The organism is Streptomyces sp. SKN60, from assembly GCF_026236535.1.
Taxonomy (GTDB): Bacteria; Actinomycetota; Actinomycetes; order Streptomycetales; family Streptomycetaceae; genus Streptomyces.
On sequence record NZ_JAHTMW010000006.1, the window covers coordinates 164,944 to 186,139 of the forward strand.

The following is a 21,196-nucleotide window of genomic DNA, read 5'->3' on the forward strand; positions in this document are numbered from 1 at the left end:
CGTTCTCCTTAGGACGGTGGACGGGTGAACGGTGGACTGGACATAGGGGGTTACAGAGGCGGCAGCGCGCTGCCGAGCAGGTACGAGATGCCGAAGCAGGCGACGAGGCCGACGGCGAAGAGGGTGAGCTTGGTGGGCGGGTTCACGGTCAGGCGGCCGTTCCGGCGAACTCGTATCCCGTGCGCTCGACGGCGGCCTGGACCGACTCGGCGTTGACGCCCCCGGGCGCGGTGACGGTGACCCGGCCTGCCTTGTGGTCGACGACCACCTCGGTGCCGTCGCCGAGGTCCGTCTCGATGGCGGTGCGGATGCGCTTGGCGCAGCCGCCGCAGGTCATGCCGCGGACGTCGAAGACGGTGGTCGCGGTGTCGCTCATGAGGTGCTCCGTTCGCTGATGGTCTTCAGGTCAGTGGTTCTTGAGATAGGTGCCGATGCGGTGCAGCGCCTGGGAGATGTCGTCGGTGCTGACCGCGTACGACAGACGCACGTGGTCGGGGGCGGCGAAGTCGCGCCCGGGCATGACCGCGACACCGGCGTGTTCCAGGAGGTCGCGGGCGACGGTGGCCGCGTCGTCGTCGGGCCGGGTGTAGAGACCCCGGACGTCGACGAAGGCGAAGAATCCGCCCTGGGGTTCGGCGGTGAGCCGCAGGGGTGGCAGGCCGGCGAGGCCTTCACTCATCAGCGCCCGCCGGACGTTGAGCTCCGCCGCGCGCCGGGCGAGCTCGGCGTCGGTGTCGCCGGTCAGGGCGGCGAGCGCGGCGTACTGGGATATGGAGGACGGGGCGGAGCTGGTGTGTCCCTGTACGGCCGAGAGGGCTGCGGCGACGGGTGCGGGAGCGGCGGCGAAGCCGATGCGCCAGCCCGTCATCGCGTAGGTCTTGGAGAACCCTCCGATGGTGACCGTCCGTTCGGCGACGTCCTGGCCGAGGGAGGCCACGCTCGTGAAGGCGGCTCCCTCGTGGACGAGGTCTCCGTAGATCTCGTCGCTGACGATGACGAGGTCGTGCTCGACGGCGACGGCCGTCAGCGCCTGGAGTTCCGAGCGGTCGTAGACGACGCCGGTCGGGTTCGAGGGGCTGTTGAGCAGGATGACCCTGGTCTTCGGGGTGATCCGCTCCCGCAGCGCCTCGGGGGTGAGCTTGAAGCCGGTGCCGGCCGTGTCCACGACGACCGGGACGGCCCCGGCGAGGGCGATCATGTGCGGAAAGCTCACCCAGTACGGCGCGGGCAGGATCACCTCGTCGCCGGGCTCGCAGAGCACGGTGAAGATCTGGGCGAGGGCCTGCTTGGCGCCGTTCGTGGTGACGATCTGGTTCGTCTCGTACGAGCAGCCCCAGTGATCGGCGAGACGCCGGGCGATCGCCTCGCGCAGGGGTCCGATCCCGGCGACCGGGGTGTACCGGGTGTGACCTTCGGCGATCGCCCGTCGCGCCCCGTCGGCCGCCTGCTCCGGGGTGGGGAAGTCGAGCTCGCCGCCGGTGAGGTTGATGATGTCGGCGCCGTCCGCGAGCAGGGCTTTGATGTGCGCGTCCAGGGCGGCGGTGCTGGAGGCGGGCAGGGTCCGCGCTCGGGTACTGAGCACGGCGCCTACTCCGCCTTCACGTCGAACGCGGCGGTGGTGGCCTTGCCGGACGCCGGCGTGACGACCACGGAGACCAGCCAGTCGCCGGGCATGCCCAGGACGAGCTTGGCCTCGTACCCGTCGCCCTTGGCCTCGGCGGACTGGTTGCCGCCCTTCATCTTCATGTTGGGCATCTCCGGGTTGATCTCGACCTTCGCGCCCTCCACGGCCTTGCCCGCCGCGTCCTTGACGGTGATGGCCGCCGTGGCGGCGGCGCCACCGCCCTTGGCGGGGCAGGGGCTGACCGCGAGCGTGATCTCCAGGCCCGCCTCGGTCTTCGTACCGCGACAGCTCGCGTCGAGGGCGGTGCCGCCCGCGCCGCCGCCGGCCGAGGACGCGGGGGTGCTGCATCCGGTGAGGACCGCGGCCAGGGCCGCGCTCGTCACGGCGGCCAGGCGCACTGCCTTCGTGCCGCGTACGGCGGGCCGGGTGGTGGCCGTGCGCCGGGTCATCTGTGCTCCTTCGGGAACGGTGGGCGGGTGCGGGTCAGCCGCAGCAGGACGACTTCTTGGGCGCCTCGGCCTCGGCGGGCGCGGCGCTCTCGGCCGCGGGCTTGGGACCGCAGCACGACGACGCCTTCGGGGCCTCGGCGGCGTCCGCGGCCGGCTTGGGGCCGCAGCACGACGACTTCTTCGGGGCGGCGACCTGCTCGGCCTTCTCCGCCTCGGCGGGCTTGGCGGCGTCGGCGGCCGGCTTGGGGCCGCAGCACGACGACGCCTTCGGCGCCTCGACGGTGGTGGCCGCGTTCCCCTGGGCGGCGTCCCAGAACATGTTTCCGAGGTTGGTGTCAGACATGGGCGTTGTCCTTTCCGGTGGTGTTCTTGCGGGTGCGGCCCTCGTGGGCCTGACAGAGCTCGGTGAGCCGTCCGCCCGCGGTGAGCAGTTCGACGGGTCGGCCGGACTCGACGATCCGACCGTCCTCCAGGACGAAGACCTGGTCGAGGTCCTCGATGAGGGTCAGCCAGTGGGCGACGACGATCGCCGTCCGGCCTTCGAGGAGGCGGCGGATGGCGGCGAAGACCAGTCGCTGGCGATCCGGGTCGACGCTGGAGATGGCCTCGTCGAGGACGATGACGCGAGGGTCGACGAGCATGGCCCGGGCGAGGGCGATGATCTGGCGCTCGCCGACGGAGAGGCGCGAACCCCGTTCGCCGACCCGGGTCTTGTAGCCGTCCTTCAGGCCGGAGATCACCTCGTGGGCGCCGACGGCCCTGGCCGCCTCGACGACCTGCTCCTCGGTGGCATCGGGCCGGCCGAAGAGGATGTTCTCGGTGACGGTGCCGTCGAAGAGCTGGGCCTCCTGGGTGACCAGGAGCACCTGGGAGCGCACGGACGCGCTGCTGATGTCGGCGAGGTCGTGGCCGTCGATGCGTACGGTGCCGTGGGTCGGCGTGTACAGCCGGACGAGCAGCTGCATCAGGGTGCTCTTGCCGGCACCGCTGGTGCCGACGATGCCGATGTGCTGGCCGGGCTCGGCGTGCAGGTTGATGCCGTGGAGGACGTCGGGCCCGTCGCCGTACGCGAAGGTGACGTCGTCGATGTCCACCGCGCCCTCGACCGGCGGCAGGGTGCCGGAGCCGCTCTGCTCCTCCTCCAGGTCGAGCACGTCGAGCATGCGCTGCGCGGAGGCGGCGATGTCGGAGGCCTGGCCCATCTGGTTGGCGAGGTCGCGGACGGGGTTGAGCATGCGCTTGACGAAGAGCGCGAAGGCGGCGAGGGTGCCGGCCGCCAGCGCGGTGCCGGAGGCCATGCCCATGGACGCCATCATGGTGTCGGTGCCCATGAGCATCCAGGTCATCGGCATCATGCCGGAGGCCATGTCGAAGAAGAACCCGGAGCCCAGCTGGTGCCCGTTGATGATCTGGAGGCCGCCGAAGAAGATCAGCAGGGCGAGGGCCAGGAAGACGCTGAAGCCGAGGTGCGAGGTGAGCCAGAGCCGCTTGCGGGAGAGCCGGTTGTGGACCTCGCTGTACTCCTCCGAGCGCTCGCGGAGCTGGGCGAGGACCGCCTCCTCCTGGCCGAAGGCGCGGATGTCCGCGAGGCCGTCGATGCGCTGGTTGAGGTAGCCGACCATCTGGTCCCAGCCCTCGCGCTGCGCACGGGTGTCGGGTCGCAGGCGTGCCGTCCACTTCACCGCGATCCACACCATCAGCGGGATCGTGAAGAGTGTGGGCAGGGCGACCAGGGGGCTGAGGGCGAGCAGGAAGACGGCGAACGCGATGAACCAGATGGCGCTGTTGGTGAACTCCATCAGCGTCTTGGTCAGGAAGCCGCGGAAACGATTGGCCTCGAAGAGGATACGGGTGACCCACGCGCCGCTCTCCTGGGCGACGTGCCGCGAGAGCTGGACGTTGTGCAGGCGGGCCACGAGGTCGTTGCGGATGGTGATCGTCAGGCGCTCGTTCACGCGGATCATCGCCGCGTTGTAGGTGATGCGGATGACGTTGTCGAGGACGGTCAGCAGGACGAGGTTGAGCGCCGTGGACCGGACGGCCTCCATGTCGCCGAGGACGATGTGGCCGATGCCGGCCATCACCGTGTACATCACGGCGATCGTGACGATGGTGTTGACGACGGCCATGGACGTGGCGATCGTCAGCCAGCCCCAGTGGGGACGCAGGTAGGGAAGGAAGCGACGTACGGCGAGGAGGAGCGTCCTTCGTGCCGCGCGCTCGTCCGGGAGTTCTGCGGTCGCCTGGGTCGACGTGGTGGTCATGATTCCTTTCCTCCGTCCGCGCTGGTCGCGCCCGCGAGGGTGGCCGTGGCGCCCGCGGAGGGCTCTGAGGAGGCGAGGCTGACGGTGCGGTCGACGTAGCCGGCGACGGCGGGCTGCTGGGAGGCGATGACCAGGGTGCGGCCCCGGCGGACCCGGAGGACCGTCTCCAGGAGCGCGGCCTCGGTCTGGGCGTCCAGGTTCGCCGTGGGGTTGTCGAGCAGCAGGATGTCGGGGTCCACGAGCAGGACGCGGGCCAGGCCGATGCGCTGGCGCTCGCCTGCGGACAGGTCCAGGGTGCTGGCGCCGAAGCGCCGGTCCAGCGGGATGTGGGAGAGTCCGGCGGCCTCGACGGCGTCGGCCGTCTCCTGGCGGGTGGCCTCGGGGCGGGCGAAGCGGACGTTCTCCTCAAGGGTGCCCTCGAAGATCCACTGGCGCTGGGGCAGGCAGACGATCCGGCGGCGCAGCGCCTCGGAGGCGTACGTACGGGCGTCGACGCCGTCGTAGGTGACGCTGCCGGCCTCGGGGTCGCGCAGTCGGGCCAGCACGTGCAGCAGGGTGGACTTGCCGCTGCCGGTGGGGCCGGTGAGCAGGACGGCCTCGCCGGGTTCGACCCGGAACTCGGCCCTGTCGAGGATCCGCCGGCCGGCGACGTCGACGACGATGCCGGAGGCGTGGATCCCGCCCACGGCGGGGACGTCGGTGCTGCCCTCTCCGGTGGCGAGGACGGAGCGGGCGTCCATGACGCGGAGCAGGCGCTGTGCGGTGACGACGCTGCGGAAGGCTCCGTTCACGTGCATGGCGAGCATGTGGACGCTCATCTGGAACATCATGACCAGGGCGACGACGGCGACGAGGTCTCCGACGGTGCTGGTGCCGTCCAGGACGGCGTTGCCGCCGGCCCACAGGGCGATCGGGGTGGGCAGGCCGCCGATGACGTTCAGGACGGCTTCCCAGCGGCTGTACGTGCGCTTCATCTGGCCGTCGCGGGTCGTGTGGGCCTCGTTGACCTTGTTCAGGCGGTCGGAGGCGTCCGCCTCGCGGCCGTACGACTTGACGACGTTGATGTTGGCGAGCGACTCGCCGACGCCGGCGAGGAGCTTGGTGAACTGGCTCTTGAGCTCGATGAAGGCCCGCTGCAGGCGGAGCTGCACGGTGAAGTTGCCGATGACGACGAAGACCATCGGGATGCAGGCCAGCAGGGTCGTGCGCGGGTCGATGATCAGCGCCGTGACCAGCATGGCGAGCATGACGAGCAGCTGGTTGGCCAGTTCGAGCAGGCCGCCGTTGGTGAGGCCGCGGACCGAGACCGCGTCGGAGATGAGCCTGGTGAGCGCACGGCCGCCGGACGCCTCGGCCACGTCCGCGGGACCCAGGTGCATCATCTTGCGCACCATGTCCTCACGCAGGTCGTTGACGGCCTTGCTGGCCACGTTGAACCGCATGCGCTTGCCGTAGTGCAGCAGGGCCGTGGTGGCTATGCCGGCGGCGAGGACACCGACCGAGGTCACCAGCAGGCTGCCCGACTTCCCGCCGAGAACGCCGATGTCGATGGCGTAGCGGGTGAGGAGCGGCACGGCGATGTTGCCCAGGAGGCCGATGAACATGATCACCGTGGCGGTGATGATCTCGCGGCGGTAGCGCAGCGGGTAGCCATAGATGAAGCGCAGCGCGCGAAGCGAGTCGTTCAACGTCGAGCCCCCTCTGATGTGTGGTGGTTGGTGGTGTTCAGCGGACCGCACCCGCCGGGTGCGGTCCGCCGTAGCGTCCCGGGACGGGATCAGTCGCAGCAGGCGCAGGCGCAGCCGCACTCCTGGCCGTCCTCGGCCACGTCCTCGGCGCCGCTGGTCTCGCAGCAGCCCGAGCCGATCATGTCGTCAGCCATGCTTCCTCCTCCCAAGTCCTTGATTCGATGATTTCAAAAGTATCGAATCACGTGGTCTGGTTGACCGTCAACAGATCTTCATCAAGCAGAAGTTGTCAGCAGCAGCTGGTGTGCGCGCGGTCCACCGCGGCCTCCGAGGCCGCGTCGTCGACCAGCCGGACGGCGAGCTGCTCCCGGACCTTGGCGTAGTCCCGCTCCAGCTGCTCCAGGCTCTCGCCGGCGAGCACGATGCGGCCGAACGCGCCGCCCTTGGGGTGCTCGACGGGCAGCACGGCGTCGCCGGGCTTGACGTCGAACTCGACGAACGGGGGAACCGGGGATTCGAGGCCGCTCAGCGATCCGGCGGCCTGCGCGTCGTAGTCGATGCGCCCGCTCCCGTCGAAGACGATGCTGCGGTAGAGCCCGAACGGCGCCTTGGGGGCCCCGGGTCGGGCGTGCCGCCCCAGGGCGGCCTCAGTGGCGATCAGGCTCGGTTCGTAGCCGGTGGTCGACCGGATCATCTCGACCGCCTGGCCGCCGGGCACGCGGGGGTTGACCTCGCCGGCGCGCCAGCCGTCCGAGGTGAGGGTGAACTGGAGGGCCGCGACCCAGTCGTCGAGACCGACGGCCGCCAGGACCCGGTCCGCGAGGTCCTCCAGTTCGGCGAGCTGTCCCTCGTCGAGGCGGCTCGGGAAGAACCCTCCGACCTTGACGAAGGTCGGAGGAGGTCCGACCTCGCCCTCGACGACCCACACGACCTGGGTCCGGCCGCCGACCCGGGAGGCGAAGACGCCGATCTCCGGCCCGGTCACGTACTCCTCGATGAGCGCCGTGTCCCGGCCCCCCTTCAGGATGTCTCCCACCGCCTGTTCCACCTCCTCGCGGCTCGCGCAGTACTTGAGGCCGGCGGCGCTGGAGGCGTCACGCGGTTTGACGACCACGGGGAGGCCCAACTCCTCGGCGGCCTCGGCTCCTTCTGACGTGCCGGCGACCACTCGGTTACGGGGCACGGGGACGCCCGCCTCCGCGAGGAGCCGGTGGGTCGCCGCCTTGTCGATGCAGTCGCGGGCGGACTGTTCCGTGATGCCGTGGCCGAGCTCCAGCTCGGCGCGCAGCCGCCCGGCGAGCGGGACGAGGCGCTCGACTCCGGTGACGACGGCGTCGATGGGCTGGTCGGCGTGGGCCGCGGCGACCAGGGCGATCACGTCGTCCCAGTCGTCGAAGTCGACTTCGAGGGGGTAGTCGGCGAGCATCAGCTGCTCGATCGTCATGTTCTCCTCGGCGAACACGACGTCGTAGTCGGTGTGTTCCTTCAGCTGCTGGACGGTGCGCTGGCCGCCGAGGACGAGGACGCGAGGGGTCAAGGGAGCATCACCTGCTGGTGGTCGGGCTCGACGTGGAGTCGGAGCGATTCGAAGATGGCGCGGTACCGGCTCTCGAGCTCCGCGGGGTCGTCGCCGTAGACCACGATGCGGCCGTAGCTGCCGCCGTCCGGGTCGTCGACACTGCGGACGCTGTCGCCGGGCTCGACGTCGAGCGTGACGGCGGGTGCGTCGATGCCGTCGAGGTCGTACCAGGCCGTGCCGGGGCTTTCGGAGGTGACGCACCTGTACAGGACCCGGGTTGCGGTGGGCGTCCCCCGGGTGACCGGCATCCCGAGCGCGATCTCGGCGGCGGCACGCGTGAGGTCGATGCCGCTGACGCGTTCGGTCGCGGCACACAGCTGCCCGCCCGGGGGCCGGGCGGCCACGTTGATGAGCACGGGGCCGTCCGCCGTGAGGCGTACCTGTGTATGGGAGACGGCGTGGTCGAAGCCCAGGACGGCCAGCGCCCGGGTGACGAAGGACGCCACCTCGGACTCCCGCTCCGGGCCGAGACCGCTCGGGAAGTCGTACCCGGTCTCGGCCTGCCGTGGACCGGGGCCGACGTGCTGGGCGAGGATGCCGACGACCTCGGTCCTGCCGTCGCTGGTAATGCTCTGCACGGCGTATTCAGGTCCTTCGACCGCGCGCTCCACGAGGAGCGCGCCGGGTCCGAACAATTCGACGGCGCGGGCCACGTCCTCGGGGTTGCGGCACAGCATGCTGCCCCGCCCACCGGACCCGGTCGCCTTCTTCACGACCACGGGCACGGCGGGCATGCCGAGGCGCTGGGCGGCGGCCGCGGCATCGGCCGGGTCGGCGGCCGGCAGGTGGTCGGGGACCCGCACTCCCCCGCTGGTGAGCACCATCCGCATGCGGATCTTGTCGTGGCAGGCGAGCGCGGCCTGGAGGTCGAGGCCGCGGGTGCCGAGTCGTGCGGCCAGATAGCTGGCCAGCGGCAGGTGGGCGTCATAGACGCTGAAGACCGCGTCGAGCGGGCGGCCGGCGTGGAGCCAGCGGAGCGCCGCCTCGGCGGCGTCCCAGTCGTCCAGGTCCACGTCCAGGGGGACGTCGACCTGGCAGGCGAGGTCGAGCGGTGTGGGGTTGTCGAGGAGGACGGAGCGCACGTCGAGCTGGTTGAGGACGTCGACGACGCGGCGTCCCGAGACGCACGCCACGCTCGGTCGCGTGTCGGCGGTGAGGTCGGTGTTCATCAGCAGCACCGCCTGACGATGTCGAGTTGCTCGTCGGCGCCCTGGCACCGTTCTTCGAGGCGTCGGCAGGCCGCGTGCAGGGCGGCCCGTTCGGCGCGGTCGGAGGTGTTGAGGGCGAGGTAGAGCGGGACGGGATGGGCACCGAGCTTGCGCTTCTCCACACCGTTGGACCGGCCGAGGTCGATGGAGCCGACCTCGGTGGCGATGGCACCCTCGATGAGCAGGGCGGCCATGGCCCGGTACGGCACGAAGTGGGAGAGCCGCTCGGCATCGAGTCCGGCCAGCCACATCGACCACTTCCCGGCGAACTGCCAGCCGGCGAAGACCGCGACGGTCCGCCCTTCGGCGTCGACGGCGGTCACCATGCGCTCGTACGGCGCGAGGCGGGCCTTGATGGCATGGAGGAAGGTCCCGGGCAGCACGTCCGTGGGCGTGCCGCGGTTCTCCAGGATGGAGTGCAGGAGGCGTACGAGGGTGTCGGCGTCCGCCGGCGCCTCCGCCACGGTGAACTCGCGGCCCGATACCCGGCGTTCCTTCTCCCGCTTGCGGCGCAGCCGCCCGGAGGCGAAGCCCCAGTAGTCCGCGACGGAGGGCACGTCGGTGGAGCAGCGGTACGAGGTGGTGATGTGGGCGGTGGCGTAGCCGTGCCGCAGCAGCAGCCCGCCGAGGTCGCCGGCGGGGGCGTTCGCCACGCCCCAGGTCCGTACGCCCTCGTCCCCCGCGGTCGCTTCCAGCGCGCCGAGCAGAGAGACGAGCGCGTCCTCGTGGCCGGGCACGGCGAGCGGACCGCCGTCGAGTGCCGCGAGGCTGTGGGCCAGAAGGACGGGACCGCCGAGGTCGAGCTGGGCGAGGTCCGTCAGGTACGAGAGCCGGGGGCACTCGTACACGACGTACGCCGGGCACACGCCCACGAGGGCGCTTCCGCGGTACGCAAGGAGATGGCGGGGCTCGAAGCGGCCCGGCGGGGCGTCCTCGAAGGCGGCGAGCCACTCCCAAGTGTGGAAGACGGTCCCGCCGGCCCGGGCGACGACACGGTTCCACTGCTCGGCGTCGACCGCCTGTATGGAGGTCCGCACCTCGATCCGGTGCGACCCCATGGTCTTCGGGGCGGGTTCGGTGAGGGTCATCCGCGCCACCTCAGCAGCACGACTTGAACTCGCGGCTGTCGGTCTCCGCCGGACCGAGGCCGTCTCCGAACACCACCTGCAAGCTGAGGGCCTTGCGGACCTCCTGCTCCGCCCGGTCGAGCTCCTCGGGCGTCTCGCCGTAGACCACGATGCGGCCGTAGACACCGCCGTTCGGATGCTCCTTGGGCCGGACGGTCTCGCCCGGCTCGACCTCGACCTCGACGATGGGCCTGAACGGACCTGTCTCCGCGTCGACTTCGTCGTACAGGAGCGTGCCCGCCGCGTCGAAGACGATGCTCGCGTAGCGCGCGTACGGCACGGTGGCCTTCGCTTCGGGCTGCGGGAGGCCAAGGGCCTGCCGCGTGACGGCCTCCGTCATGTCGACGCCGCTGACGGCGGTGGTCATCTCGACGAGCCGGCCGCCGGGGCGCCGCGCGTTGACCTCGATGACACGGAATCCGTCCGGGCCGCGCCGGATCTGGGTGTGGCTGATCCAGTCGTGCACGCCCAGGGCGGCGAGGACGTCTCGCATCAGTCCGTCCAGCTCGTCGCGCTCGTCCGCCGACAGACCGCTCGGGTGTTCGTAGCCCAGCTCGACGAAGACCGGCGGCGGAGTCATCCGCTGCCGGAAGACGCTCAGGACGCCGGTCTTCGAGTCCTGGGTGAGCGTCTGGACGGCGTACTCGGGCCCGTCGACGTACTCCTCGATCAGAGCTCCGGTCAGGGAGCCGGTCGGAGCGGCGAACAGGGCACCGACGGCCGCACGCAGCTCGCGCTCGTCCTGGCAGCACCGCACCCCGAACGCGCCCGCACCGTCACGGGGTTTGACGACCGCGGGATAGCCGATGTCCTCGGCCGCCGCGATCGCCTCCTCCACGGTGCCGGCGAGCGCGAAGCGGGGCACGGGCAGACCCGCCTCGCTCAGCACGGTCCGGGTGCGCCACTTGTCACGGCAGTTCGTCGCCGCGGTCTCGTCGAGGCCCCGAGGGGCCTCGACGAGGAGCCTGCCCAGGCGGGCCATCAGGGGCAGTCGCGGTTCCGTGTGGGTGAGCACCGCCACGGGGGCCTCGTCGCCGAGCTCGGCGCGTATCGCGTCGGCCACCGCGTCCCAGTCGTCGAGGGCGACGTCCAGGTGGGTGTCGACCCAGGGCATGCAGTGCCAGGGCACCTGCTCGTCCACGAGCACCACGCGGTACCCGAGATCCCGCACGACGGCGAATTCGCGTTCGCTGCGGCCTCCGAGCACGACGACGGAGCCGGCGCCGCTGTTGGTTGGATCAGTCACGTGCTGCGGTCCTTCGAAGTGAGGTATCGGATGAGAACCCGGCAACGAGCAATGACCGGTTCAGCAGCAGGTGTTGGCCTTCTTGGCCGCGGCGGCGACGGCCTGGACGGCCGGGCGCTGCAGGGCGTCGAGCTTCATCGCCTCGACGATGCCGGCGATCTGGCCTATCTCCTCGTTCTTCAGCCCGAGCTTCTTGGCGGCGGCGAGGAAGGACCGCACGGTCTCCTCGCGGTCCTGCAGGAGCGCGGCGCAGAGGGCGACGGCGGCGCGGGTCTTGGGCTCCAGGGCGTCGTGGTCGAAGACGGCGCCGAAGAACTCCTGGTAGCTCTTGGAAAAGGCGGCGTGGTGCTCGCCGACCGTGGGGGCGAGCTGGATGAGCTGGGTGGAGACGGACTGCTGGGCCGCGGCCATGGCGATACTCCTGAATCGGAAGATGACGGTGAAACGGATGGTGAAAGAGATCTAGTTCTGGGTGGCGAGGTGGTGGATCGTCTCCAGGACGAGCCTCCCCGCCTTGCCGAGCGCGTCGGGGTCGATTCGCTCGGGGCTGTCGAGCGGCGAGTGGTAGTGCGCCGCCCCGACGCCGATGCCCGCGGCGGGGAAGCCGGCGGACGCGTAACGCCGGTTGTCGGACGACACCATTCCCGCGTACAGCTGGATGCCGAGGCGTCGGCCGGCGCTGTCGAGTGCGGCGATGACGTGCCGGGGGGCCGGGTCGGCCGGTCCGAGCTCGATCGCGATCTTCCCGTTGAACTTGCCGGCCATGTCGAGGTTGAGCGCGTCGGGTTCGACGCCTGCCTCGCGCAAGGTGCGTGCGTGGTGCCCGGAGCCGAGCGTGCCGATCTCCTCGGCGTCGACCAGGGCGAGGACGACCGGCCGGGGCAGTGGCGCGGACGAGGTCAGCACACGGGCGACCTCGCACATCACCGCGGTTCCACTGGCGTTGTCGCCCGCGCACGGGAAGTGCCGCTCGGGGTCCGATCCGACACCGTCGTAGTGCGCGGTGAGGAGGATGGGCTTCGCCTCCGGGTCGCTGCCCGGCAGGGTGGCGACGATGTTCGTGCCGGTGGCGGGCACGCGGACCAGCGGGACATGGGCGGTGACCACGCTGCCGACCGCGTCGGCGAGCAGATCCGGCCGTACGGCCACGACCGGGAGCCCGACCGGCGCGGGGCCCTGGACCCGCTTGGTGAGGAATCCGGAGGCGTCCGCGTTCTGCGCCGTGAGGATGCCCACCGCGCCGCGCGCCGTCAGGGTGTCGGCGAGCTCCGCGAAGGCGTTCCCCTGAGGGACGGTGGGCAGCGCTGCCCACTCCCCCGGCCCCGCGTCCTCGGAGACCGTTCCGGTGACGGGCCCGGGCATCGGCCCCGAGCGCGGGTGTTCGGCGAACTCGGCACGGTGGACGAGCTCGCGGCCGAGCCGTCCGCCCTCCGCCCGGAGGGTGGGCCGGCCCGCCAGTCGCATGACTTCGCGGATGGCGAAGCTGTCGAGCACGGGCGTGAGGCCGTACGACGTCAGCTCCGCGACAAGAAGCCGCCTGGCCAGGTCGTGCCCTGGCGTGCCGGGTGCACGCCCCTGCATGTCGGGGGTGCACAGGGCCCGGAGCGTCGTCAGGGCACGGTCCGCGTCGAACGCGTCCGCCGCAGAGCGCACCGCGACGCGCTCCTGGCCCTGGGCTGTGTCCTTCATCTGAGGCGTCTTCCTCAGCAGCCGCCGCCGGGCTCACCACAGCAGCCGCCGCCCTGACCACCGGCGACCGAGCCGGTGGCGTCGGCCGGCTCGCCGCAGCAGCCGCCCTGCGAGGCGCCCGCCGTGGCGGTCGGGTCCGTGACGAAGCCGCCGACGGGCTCCTGCTCGGCCGCCTCGGTCGAGTTCGTGGCCATGACCCACTTCCTTCCCGTTCATCTGATTCGAATTCCCTTTACTTAAACAAGTATCGAATCAGAGAGATCGCCGTGTCAATGGTCGCGACGCGCACGCTCGCCGACCGCGTCCAGGAACGCCCTGATGAGCGGGTGGAGTCGGGCCGCCGTCGACGACAGCTCGGGCTGGAACAGGCTGCCGACGAAGAAGGGATGGTCGGGGAGTTCCACCGCACGCGGCGCCTTCTCCGCGTCCCAGCCGCTGATCCGCAGCGCTCCGGCGAGGATCTTGTCCTCGTAGTCCGGGTTGAGGCCGTACTTGCAGTGATACGTCTCCACCGTCTCCTCCAGACCCGGGTAGGCGGAGGCGAGCCGGCTGCCCGGCGCGAAGTAGAGCGGCGCCGTCTCGCCGACGAGCGAGCAGCAGAGCGGGACGATGAGCGGGGTGGAAGCCTCCGCGTCGTACTGCACATCCTCCGCGTCCTGCAGCCCCAGGACGTTGCGCGCGTACTCGATGAGCGCGTGCTGGAAGCCGCCGCAGGTGCCGAGGTAGGGGATGCCGAGGGTGCGGGCGGTACGGATGGCGAGGAGCACGTTCGCCTGGCTCGCGTACGGCGACCCGGGGACCACCCAGATCCCGTCGTAGTCGGCGATGGACTCGGTCACGGTGCTGCTGGGGAGCCAGTCGACGTCGACACCGAAGGCGGGCACGATCTCGTCGAACCGGGCGTGGGCGGGAACACGGTCACTGCGGTCGCCGACAAGGGCGAGACGGGGACGCGAGGTCATCGGGATGTCTCCAGTCCTGCGGAGGTGAAAGGGGACGCGTGGTCGGTCTGGTGCCGGTGCGTTCCGGCGCTCACCACAAGGGCCGCCCGGTCATGCGGGGCTCGGGGGCGAGCCCGAGCAGCGCGAGGACGCTGGGCGCGATGTCGGCGAGGGTGGCCGGGCCGGCAGGCGTTGCCGCCTTCTGCCCGGCAGCCGGAACGAGCACGGCGGGAACCGGGTTGGTGGTGTGCCCGCCGTAGGGCCAGCCGTCGCCGTCCGTGGCGTCGGTGAGCATCTTCTCGGCGTTGCCGTGGTCCCCGACGAGCAACACCCAGCGGCCGGTCGCCTGCGCCGCGCCGCAGATGGCCTCCACGGCACGGTCGGTGTGCTCGGCTGCCTGCCGGGTCGCGTCGAAGTGGCCGGTGTGGCCGACGACGTCGATGTTGGCCAGGTTGGCGACCACCAGGGGAACGTCGTCGCGGCGGGCGGCGGAGATGACGGCTTCGGTGACCCGGTCGATGTTCATCGCGGGTCTCACCGTGTAGTCGGGAGCCCTGTCACCGGTGATCCTGACATGCTCCTCGACGGGGACGACGTTCGAGTCGCGGCCATTGAGGTAGTACGTGACGTGCTCGAACTTCTCGGCTTCGGCGATGCGTACGGAGCGCACGCCCTGCGCACCGAGTACGGTGGCGAGGCCGCCGCCCGCGTCCGACCGGTGCACCAGGGCCGGGATGGACGCCTTGGTGTCGTACTGGGCGAGGCTCAGGAAGGTGACCCGCCGGCCGGCGAGCCAGGTGTGGAGGTCGTCCGCGAGCTGCTGGATGCGGTCGCTGCGGAAGTTGGTGAACAGGATGGCGTCGCCGTCCTGGACGGCCCCGAGCGGCCGGCCGTCGGCGCTCGTCACGACGCAGGGCGGCACCCATTCGTCTCCGCGCTGGGTCAGCTCCAGGGCCTCCTGCGGCTCACTGATCGCTTCGCCCTTGCCGTCGACGATGGCGAGGGAGACCTTTTCGGTCAGTTCGAGGTTGCCGCTCTTGTCGAGTGCGTACCCGCGTCCGACGACCGTCGCCACCTCTCCGATGCCCGCCTCGGCGAAGAACGTGTCGACGAGGCCCAAGTAGGCGGCGGCCGTGTGGTCGGCGACGTCCCGCCCATCCGTGATGGCATGGACGCGGACCCGCGGCACGGCGAACTGCGCGGCGATACGGAGCAGTTCCTGCAGGTGCTGCACGTTGGCATGGATCATGCCGTCGGAGCAGAGCCCGATGAGGTGCAGGGCGCCGCCGCTCGCGGCGAGGCCCTTCAGCACCTCGGTCAGGGCCTCGTTCGAGCGCATGCGTCCGCTGGAGATCTCCTCCTGGACGAGCACGCTGTCGTACGGGATGGGGCGGCCGGCGCCGATGACCATGTGGCCGATCTCCGAGTTGCCCACCGTCCCGGGGAGCAGTCCGACGGCGGTGCCGGAGGCGTCGGCGAGGACGGTCGGGCAGGTGGCGAGCAGTCCGTCGAGGTACGGCGTGGCGGCCGCGGTCAGGGCGTTGGCCTCACCGGCCGCCGCGTGTCCCCAACCGTCGAGGACCAGCAGGATGCCCGGGGTTCCGGCGCTCACAGGGTGCTCGCGATGTCGTCGTCGTGGAGGCTGTCGAGCGTCTTCCAGAAGGTCGGGAAGGACTTCGCGACGCAGCCGGGGTCCTTGATGACGACGCCCTCGGTGCGCAGGCCGGCGATGGCGAAGCACATGGCGATGCGGTGGTCGTCGTAGGTGTCGATGACCGTGCCCTGCGGGGTTCCTCCGGTGATGGTCATGGCGTCGGGGAACTCCTCGACGGTGATGCCCATCTTGCGCAGCTCGGTGGTGACGGCCGCGATGCGGTCGCACTCCTTGATCCGGAGGCTGGCGATGTTGCTGATGTGCGTGGTGCCCTGGGCGAAGGCGGCGACGACCGCGAGGGTCGGGACCACATCGGGCATGGTCTCCATGTCGATGTCGATGCCGTGGAGTTCCCCGCCGGTCAGCGTGATGGAGTCGTCGGTTACCTCGGCGGTGCAGCCCATGCGGACCAGGGCCTCGACGAGTCCGACGTCGCCCTGCTTGGACGACTTGCCGATGCCCGGGATGGTGACCGTGCCGCCGAGCACCGCGGCGGCGGCGAGGAAGTACGACATGCCGGAGGCGTCGGGCTCGACGCTGACCGTGCCGCCGCGCAGCTTCTGGCCGGCGGCGACCTTGAAGCGGGTGTAGCCGTCGCGCTCGACGACGACGCCCATCTCGGCGAGGGCCGCGATCGTCATCTCGACGTAGGGCTTGGAGATCAGGTCGTCGATGACGTGGACCTCGGTGTCCTGCTCGGCGCGCGTGGCGTTGACCAGGAGGCTGGAGGTGAACTGGGAGCTGACCGCGCCGCTGATCCGCGTGGAGCCGCCGCGGAAGCTCGGGCCGGTGACCTTGATCGGCGGGCTGCCGTTGCCGCGGACGGCCTCGGCCGTCACGCCGAGGCCGGGGAGGGCTTCGAGGAGGGAGCCCATGGGGCGCTCCTGCATACGCTTGGTGCCGGTGAGCACGGTCGTCCCCTCGGCGTGGCCGGCCATGGAGATCAGGAACCGGATCGGGGTGCCCGCCGCTCCGACGTACACCTCCTCGGCCGGGGCCGTCATCGGCCGGCCGGTGGGCGTGACCGTGATCCGCTCGGCCGCGGCGTCGATGTCCACGTCGACATGGCCGAAGGCGCGCAGCGCACCCGCGAGGAACTGCGTGTCGTCGCAGACCAGGGCGCCCTCGATCGTGGTGGACTCACCGGACAGGGCGGCGAGCGCCAGGTAGCGGTTGGAGTAGCTCTTGGAGCCGAGGACCTTCACCCGCTTGTCGAAGGTCTGCAGGGGTCGGATCGTGACGCTCTCGGCCTTCATCCGCAGATCTGTCTCGAACGAGCTCAAAGCCTCTCCCGATGGTCGTGGCGCCGTGACGTCACGACGCCGCCGGTGACGTGATCGAGACTGCGGGTGCTCCGGTGTGGCTGAGAAGTTCCTTCCGGGGGCAGCAAGTTGCCGGGCAACATGCTGCCTCCCATGATCGGATCCGCTCACTCGGCACCGATCAGATGATCAAGCACCGTGCTATCTTGAAGAAATTCAATTCAGCAGCAGGCCTGGGGGGCGGATGTTGCAGTCACTGGGATTGGACGAACTGGCGCACACGATCTACCGCTTCGCACTCGACCGGCCGGGGTGCCACCTGGACGACCTTCCGCTCGGCGTCGACGCACCGGAGGCCGCCGTACGCCAGAGCGTGAACCGTCTCGTCGAGCTCTCGTTGCTGCGCCAGATGTCCGGCACCCTCGTACCGACCCGGCCACCACTCGCGCTGCGCACGATGCTGGAGCGGCAGCAGTCCGAACTCCTCCGTCGCCAGCAGGAGTTCGTCCACATCAAGGCGGCCGTGGACCGGCTCTCCGAGGAGTACGACGACGCCCAGGCGCGAGGCACCCACGCGGGCTGGGAGCGCCTCGAGTCCCAGGCCGCGATCCACGCGCGCATGGAGCGCCTGGCCGGCCGGACCACCACCGAGTGCGTCTCCCTGCTCCCCGCCGACGCCAACAGCGCCGAGGCGATGCACGCCCGTCGCCCGGTCGACCAGCACATGCTGGACCGCGGGGTCCTGGTGTGGAACGTCTACCTGGAGAGCGTCTACAACGACCGGGCCGGCCTCGCCTACGCGCGCTGGATCGCCCGCAACGGCGGCAAGGTCGGCACCGCGCCGACCCTCCCCCTCTGGCTCGTCGTCTACGACCGGACCACGGCCCTGCTGCCCGCCGACCCGGCCGACCCGTGCGCCGGGGCGGTGCAGGTGTCGGGTGCCGGGTACATCACCGGGCTGATCGCGTTGTTCGAGCGCCTCTGCGAGAGCATGACGCCGCTGGACGCCCCAGGAACCTGCGAGGGCGACCAGCCGACTCCGCTCGAAAAGGAGATGCTCCGTCTGATGGGTCAGGGACTCACCGACGAGGCGGTGTGCAAGAAGCTCGGCCTGGGCCTGCGCACCGCGCGCCGCACCATCGCCGACATGATGGAGCGGCTGGGCGCCCGCAGCAGGTTCGAGGCCGGGGCCAAGGCGGTCGAGCGTGGCTGGCTGCGGCCCTGCGCGTGCGGCGGCGATCAGCCCGTGCGGGCAAAGGATCCGAAGAGTGCAGCCCTCTCCGCCACGATCTCCGAAGGGCTGGACCTCGGCGTGCTGGTGTGAACGTCAGGCCTCGGCGACCGCCAGCTCCCCCATGCTCGGAACGGCGAGCAGACCGGAGAGCAGGCTCAGATTGTCCCGCCGGAGGCGGTAGTAGACCCAGGTGCCACGGCGCTCGGAGGTGACCAGATTCGCTTCGCGGAGGATCTTGAGGTGATACGAGATCGTCGGCGCCGACAGGTCGAAGGGGCCGGTCAGATCACAGACGCACAGTTCGCCGTCACCCGTTGCGGACGCGATCATCGAGAGCAGGCGGAGCCGGATCGGGTCGCCCAGGGCCTTGAACATCTTGGCCGTGCCCGCGGCCCGCTCCTCGTCGAGGGGCGCGGCTATGACGGGGGTGCAGCATGTTACGGGGTCGATCACCTCAAGCTGTGCCATCTGTCTAGTTTTACAGTTGTCGAATCTTTGCGCAACTGACCTGAGACGTGACGAGAGGCACCCCATGTGCCTCTCGGGCAGGGGAAATGGCCCTGCCTCCGCGCGGTGGGGACGCGCGAGGGAGGCAGGGCCGGAGTGCCCGACAGGGGGTGTCATGCGGAGGAGGTCCGCCGGGCAGACCGCGGGGAATCGGTTCAGGCCGGCGCCTTGGTGACGCGGCAGGCGAAGCACTTGTAGGCCTGCTGGCCCGACAGGTTGTCGTAGTAGCGGTCGTCGACGAGTGCGTTCGCCGCCTCGTAGTGATCGGCTCCCAGCTCCTCGGCGAGCTTCTGTGCGGGGCCGAACGTGTTGGGCAGGAAGACGGTGTCCTCCCGGATGCCCTCCCAGTACAGGGCTGTGGCCGTGACCTTGCCCCGTGGGCTCTCCACGACCACGTCGTCGCGGTCCTCGATGCCGAGCCTGCGCGCCGTGTCGGGGTGGATCTGAAGAAGCCTGATCCCGTTGAGCCGGGCGCCGGTGGGCGTCCAGTGGGTGACGGAGGCGAAGTGGACCACGCTCGGCCGGCCCGTCATGCCCATGAGCGGGTAGTCGCGGTGGACGGAGCCGTCGCCCCGCACACCGAGCCGCACCGGATGCGTGACGGCCTGCGGATTGATCGGGCTGGTGATGAAGCGCCTCTCGTAGGCGAGCGTGGGATGGGCGCCGGTCACCTCGGGGTGGGTGTAGAAGCCGGGCAGTGCCGCGTGACCGGCCGTGGCGAGCTGCCGGTCCAGCTCCTCGGTGTAGATCTCGATCTTGCCGCTGGGAGTGAGGAAGCGCTGCCCCTTCCTGGCGCCGAGCGACTCGGCGGCCTCGTACCAGGAGGGATGGTCCTGGTAGAGCGCGCCGACGCCGGGATGGTCGGGCGTCGGGCAGGGCCAGCGCAGCGGCTCCGTGCGCTTCTGCATCCGCTCCTGCGTCATGCCGCCCACACCCGGGGTGTGCTTGACGAACTCCGCCCAGAGGGTCGAGTAGTCCTTCCAGGCCAGGGGGAAGGAGTCGGCCCAGTACGCGTGACCCTTCCGGCGGTCCTGGCGTGCGAAGGCGTGGGCGAGGTCGATCCAGATCTCGTAGTCGGTCTTCGACTCGCCGCAGCGCGGAACCGCGGCCTCCTGCCAGCGGATCGCCCGGTCGTCGCGCCGCATGTACACGCCTTCGTACTCCAGCGGCGAGCTCACCGGGAGGACGACGTCGGCGTAGTACGCCGCCTCTTCCATGAAGAGGCCGGTGTAGACGTAGAAGTCGAGCTTGCGGAACGCCTCCTTGACCTTCTCCGTGTTGGCGGAGGAGATCAGCGGGTTGCCCTGGGTGATGATCGCCTTGAGGGGGTACGGCTTGCCGGTGAGGATGGCCTCGGCGAAGTAGTCGGGCCCCACGGGCAGCGCGGTCCCCACGTCGGGCGTGCGGACGGTGAGCGCGGGCAGGTGCAGGTCGCCGGGCCAGGTGTTGTGCATGAAGTTGCACCCGGTGCCGAGCCGGCCGATGTTGCCCGTGACGGCGGCGAGGAACGTGAGCACCCGATATGTGTCGAAGGCGCCGAGCTGGTGCGAGATGCCGGCGTTGCAGAAGATGGCCGCCTTGTCGGCGCGGGCGTACTCGCGTGCGATGCGGCGGATGGTGTCGGCCGGGACACCCGTCACGTCGGCGGCCCACTCCGGGGTGTATCCCGATGCCGCCATATGGGCCTGGAGCTCCTTGAAGCCGAGGACCCAGCGGTCGACGAACTCCCGGTCGTACAGGCGCTTGTCGAGGATGTGCTGCAGCATGCCCAGGGCCAGGGCCAGGTCGGTGTGCGGCTTGGGGGAGATCCACTCGTCGGCGAGCGCGCCCGTGGGAGTCTCCCGGGGGTCGACGACGACGAGCTTCGCGCCCGTGCGGGCCTTCCCACGGAGCAGGTAGTCGAAGGTGACGGGATGGGTCTCGGCCTGGTTGGTGCCGAGGAAGAGGAAGTAGTCGGCGGAGCCCAGGTCGTCCTCGCCGGTGGCGCCGTCCGTGCCGTACCCGTTGGTGAAGTTGCCGAGGCCGAAGGTGGCCTTGAGGGCGTTGCCGCCGGCGTCGTTGCAGACCGGACCGACGTCGGTGTTGTTGGGGCTGCCGAGGAGCGTGAACAGGCGGGCCACCAGGGAACCGGTGCCCCGGGGGAGACGGCCGGTGGTCCGGTTGGCGATCGAGGCGACCTGACCGCTGTCGCGCAGCGCGAGGAGGCGGCGGGCGATCAGGTCGAGCGCCTCGTCCCACGTGGCCTCGCGGAAGGCGGAGTCCTTGGAGCCCTTCCGGCCGCCGGTACGGATCAGGGGCTTGGTCAGGCGCAGGGGGTTGTGGGTGATCTCGGCCATCATCGGGGCCTTGACGCAGATGTTGCCCTGCTGCACCGGGTCGCCGGACGCGCCCTGGACGCTGATGACGCGGTCGGCGCGGACACCGACGGAGATCGCGCAGTTCGAGTTGCAGAACTGGCAGGCGCTCTTGACCGTCCGGTCGGGGTGGAGGGCCGCCGAGCCCTCGGTGAAGTTCAACAGGCCGCCCTCGCCGACGGTGGTAGATGGTGCGACATTCACGGGGTTGCCTCCGGCCGCGGATGCGGTCGGGACGTTGACCATCAGGGCCGCGCTGGTGAGCACGGCGCCCTGGACGACGTTCCTTCTGGAGACAGGCTTGTTGCTGTGGGACACGTCCGACTCCCCCTGTGGTGTGGCAGGCGTCGAGAGCCTAGGGTGATCACCA

At 70.6% G+C, this 21,196-nt stretch carries 19 protein-coding genes; 1 reads left to right on the forward strand and 18 read right to left on the reverse strand.

Features of this window, described 5'->3' with window-relative positions; genetic code table 11:
- Positions 1-148: 148 nt before the first annotated feature.
- The 16 genes from KV205_RS12380 to aroA all read right to left on the reverse strand — a co-directional run bounded on the left by KV205_RS12380 (position 149) and on the right by aroA (position 16,725).
- Complete coding sequence (locus KV205_RS12380) at positions 149-376, reverse strand: heavy-metal-associated domain-containing protein (RefSeq protein ID WP_265864244.1); 228 nt, start codon at positions 374-376, stop codon at positions 149-151.
- 30 nt (positions 377-406) lie between these two features.
- The gene (locus KV205_RS12385) at positions 407-1,582 is read right to left on the reverse strand and encodes a pyridoxal phosphate-dependent aminotransferase (RefSeq protein ID WP_265864246.1); all 1,176 of its coding nucleotides are present in this window, start codon (positions 1,580-1,582) and stop codon (positions 407-409) included.
- Between the two features lie 5 nt (positions 1,583-1,587).
- Positions 1,588-2,073 carry a FixH family protein gene (locus tag KV205_RS12390; RefSeq protein WP_265864247.1) on the reverse strand — a complete coding sequence of 162 codons (486 nt, stop codon included), beginning with the start codon at positions 2,071-2,073 and terminating at the stop codon, positions 1,588-1,590.
- Positions 2,074-2,107: 34 nt separating this feature from the next.
- Positions 2,108-2,416: a hypothetical protein gene (locus tag KV205_RS12395; RefSeq protein ID WP_265864248.1), complete on the reverse strand. Its 309-nt coding sequence runs from the start codon at positions 2,414-2,416 to the stop codon at positions 2,108-2,110.
- Positions 2,409-4,337 (reverse strand): ABC transporter ATP-binding protein, encoded by a 1,929-nt coding sequence (locus KV205_RS12400; protein WP_265864249.1) that lies wholly within the window; start codon positions 4,335-4,337, stop codon positions 2,409-2,411. The genes KV205_RS12395 and KV205_RS12400 overlap by 8 nt, the downstream gene beginning before the upstream one ends.
- Positions 4,334-6,025, reverse strand: a complete 1,692-nt coding sequence (locus KV205_RS12405; RefSeq protein ID WP_265864250.1) for an ABC transporter ATP-binding protein — start codon at positions 6,023-6,025, stop codon at positions 4,334-4,336. The genes KV205_RS12400 and KV205_RS12405 overlap by 4 nt, the downstream gene beginning before the upstream one ends.
- A gap of 289 nt (positions 6,026-6,314) precedes the next feature.
- Positions 6,315-7,562 carry an ATP-grasp domain-containing protein gene (locus KV205_RS12410; RefSeq protein WP_265864252.1) on the reverse strand — a complete coding sequence of 416 codons (1,248 nt, stop codon included), beginning with the start codon at positions 7,560-7,562 and terminating at the stop codon, positions 6,315-6,317.
- On the reverse strand, positions 7,559-8,773 hold the full coding sequence (locus KV205_RS12415; protein ID WP_265864452.1) for an ATP-grasp domain-containing protein: 1,215 nt from the start codon (positions 8,771-8,773) through the stop codon (positions 7,559-7,561). Before KV205_RS12415 ends, KV205_RS12410 begins: the two co-directional genes overlap by 4 nt.
- Positions 8,773-9,900: a GNAT family N-acetyltransferase gene (locus KV205_RS12420; protein WP_265864254.1), complete on the reverse strand. Its 1,128-nt coding sequence runs from the start codon at positions 9,898-9,900 to the stop codon at positions 8,773-8,775. The genes KV205_RS12415 and KV205_RS12420 overlap by 1 nt, the downstream gene beginning before the upstream one ends.
- A gap of 10 nt (positions 9,901-9,910) precedes the next feature.
- Positions 9,911-11,185 carry an ATP-grasp domain-containing protein gene (locus KV205_RS12425; protein WP_265864255.1) on the reverse strand — a complete coding sequence of 425 codons (1,275 nt, stop codon included), beginning with the start codon at positions 11,183-11,185 and terminating at the stop codon, positions 9,911-9,913.
- Between the two features lie 60 nt (positions 11,186-11,245).
- Complete coding sequence (locus KV205_RS12430; protein WP_265864256.1) at positions 11,246-11,596, reverse strand: carboxymuconolactone decarboxylase family protein; 351 nt, start codon at positions 11,594-11,596, stop codon at positions 11,246-11,248.
- A gap of 51 nt (positions 11,597-11,647) precedes the next feature.
- A complete protein-coding gene (locus tag KV205_RS12435; protein WP_265864257.1) occupies positions 11,648-12,874 on the reverse strand; it encodes a M28 family metallopeptidase in 1,227 nt (408 codons plus the stop codon).
- 14 nt (positions 12,875-12,888) lie between these two features.
- On the reverse strand, positions 12,889-13,068 hold the full coding sequence (locus tag KV205_RS12440) for a hypothetical protein (protein WP_265864258.1): 180 nt from the start codon (positions 13,066-13,068) through the stop codon (positions 12,889-12,891).
- A 75-nt stretch (positions 13,069-13,143) separates the two neighbouring features.
- Positions 13,144-13,836: a hypothetical protein gene (locus tag KV205_RS12445; protein ID WP_265864259.1), complete on the reverse strand. Its 693-nt coding sequence runs from the start codon at positions 13,834-13,836 to the stop codon at positions 13,144-13,146.
- Positions 13,837-13,906: 70 nt separating this feature from the next.
- A complete protein-coding gene (gpmI, locus tag KV205_RS12450; RefSeq protein ID WP_265864260.1) occupies positions 13,907-15,427 on the reverse strand; it encodes a 2,3-bisphosphoglycerate-independent phosphoglycerate mutase in 1,521 nt (506 codons plus the stop codon).
- A complete protein-coding gene (aroA, locus tag KV205_RS12455; RefSeq protein WP_265864453.1) occupies positions 15,424-16,725 on the reverse strand; it encodes a 3-phosphoshikimate 1-carboxyvinyltransferase in 1,302 nt (433 codons plus the stop codon). Before aroA ends, gpmI begins: the two co-directional genes overlap by 4 nt.
- Positions 16,726-16,975: 250 nt before the next feature.
- On the opposite strand from aroA, the gene KV205_RS12460 reads away from it, so the two are divergent.
- A complete protein-coding gene (locus KV205_RS12460; protein WP_265864261.1) occupies positions 16,976-18,055 on the forward strand; it encodes a LuxR family transcriptional regulator in 1,080 nt (359 codons plus the stop codon).
- 3 nt (positions 18,056-18,058) lie between these two features.
- Here KV205_RS12460 and KV205_RS12465 read toward each other — a convergent pair whose 3' ends face one another.
- Together KV205_RS12465 and KV205_RS12470 are read right to left on the reverse strand one after the other, a co-directional pair.
- Positions 18,059-18,433, reverse strand: a complete 375-nt coding sequence (locus KV205_RS12465) for a helix-turn-helix transcriptional regulator (RefSeq protein ID WP_265864262.1) — start codon at positions 18,431-18,433, stop codon at positions 18,059-18,061.
- Positions 18,434-18,627: 194 nt separating this feature from the next.
- On the reverse strand, positions 18,628-21,144 hold the full coding sequence (locus KV205_RS12470; protein ID WP_265864263.1) for a molybdopterin-dependent oxidoreductase: 2,517 nt from the start codon (positions 21,142-21,144) through the stop codon (positions 18,628-18,630).
- Between the last annotated feature and the right edge of the window lie 52 nt (positions 21,145-21,196).